Consider the following 1,009-nt stretch of genomic DNA (forward strand, 5'->3'; position numbering starts at 1 on the left):
CATCGTCGGTTTCACCGGCCCGACCCTGAGCGTTCCGGCGGGTAGCAAGGTGGAAACCGACCTGACCCTGTATGCCGGCCCGAAACTCCAGAAGCACCTGAAGGAACTCTCCCCGGGCCTGGAACTGACCGTCGACTACGGTTTCCTTTGGTTCATCGCCCAGCCGATCTTCTGGCTGCTGCAACATATCCACAGCCTGATCGGCAACTGGGGCTGGTCGATCATCGCCCTGACCGTCCTGATCAAGCTGGCCTTCTTCCCGTTGTCCGCCGCCAGCTACCGTTCGATGGCGCGCATGCGCGCGGTGTCGCCGAAGATGCAGGCGATCAAGGAACAGCACGGCGACGATCGGCAGAAGATGTCCCAGGCGATGATGGAGCTGTACAAGAAGGAGAAGATCAATCCGCTGGGCGGCTGCCTGCCGATCCTGGTCCAGATGCCGGTCTTCCTCTCCCTCTACTGGGTACTCCTGGAAAGCGTGGAAATGCGCCAGGCGCCGTGGCTCGGCTGGATCACCGACCTGTCGGTGAAGGATCCGTTCTTCATCCTGCCGATCGTCATGGGCGGCACCATGCTGATCCAGCAGATGCTCAACCCGACTCCGCCGGACCCGATGCAGGCCAAGGTGATGAAGCTGATGCCGATCATCTTCACCTTCTTCTTCCTCTGGTTCCCTGCCGGCCTGGTGCTGTACTGGGTAGTCAACAACTGCCTGTCGATCGCGCAGCAGTGGTACATTACCCGCAAGATCGAGGCAGCCGCGAAGACCGCCTGACGCCTATCGCGAAACTGTCCACAACAAGACGCCCCCTCGAGGGGCGTCTTGCTATCCGGAGATATCCACATGCAAGCCGCCACCGAAACCATCGTCGCGATCGCAACCGCCCAGGGCCGCGGCGGCGTGGGCATCGTCCGGGTTTCCGGACCTCTCGCCGGACGGATGGCCGTGGCCGTGAGCGGACGCCAGTTGAAGGCCCGGCATGCGCATTACGGACCGTTCCTCGATGCC

Annotated in this window: 1 protein-coding gene and 1 pseudogene; both read left to right on the top strand. The window is 62.3% G+C overall.

What is annotated here, in order from left to right; translation table 11 throughout:
- A partial coding sequence (gene yidC / locus BSK43_RS00010) for a membrane protein insertase YidC (protein WP_136686614.1) occupies nucleotides 1-775 on the top strand: 775 nt, incomplete at its 5' end.
- 69 nt (nucleotides 776-844) lie between these two features.
- Nucleotides 845-1,009 (top strand): annotated as a pseudogene (locus tag BSK43_RS00015) (tRNA uridine-5-carboxymethylaminomethyl(34) synthesis GTPase MnmE); the annotation flags it as partial.

This window comes from Rhizobium sp. P44RR-XXIV, from assembly GCF_001999485.2.
Taxonomy (GTDB): domain Bacteria; phylum Pseudomonadota; class Alphaproteobacteria; order Rhizobiales; family Rhizobiaceae; genus Rhizobium.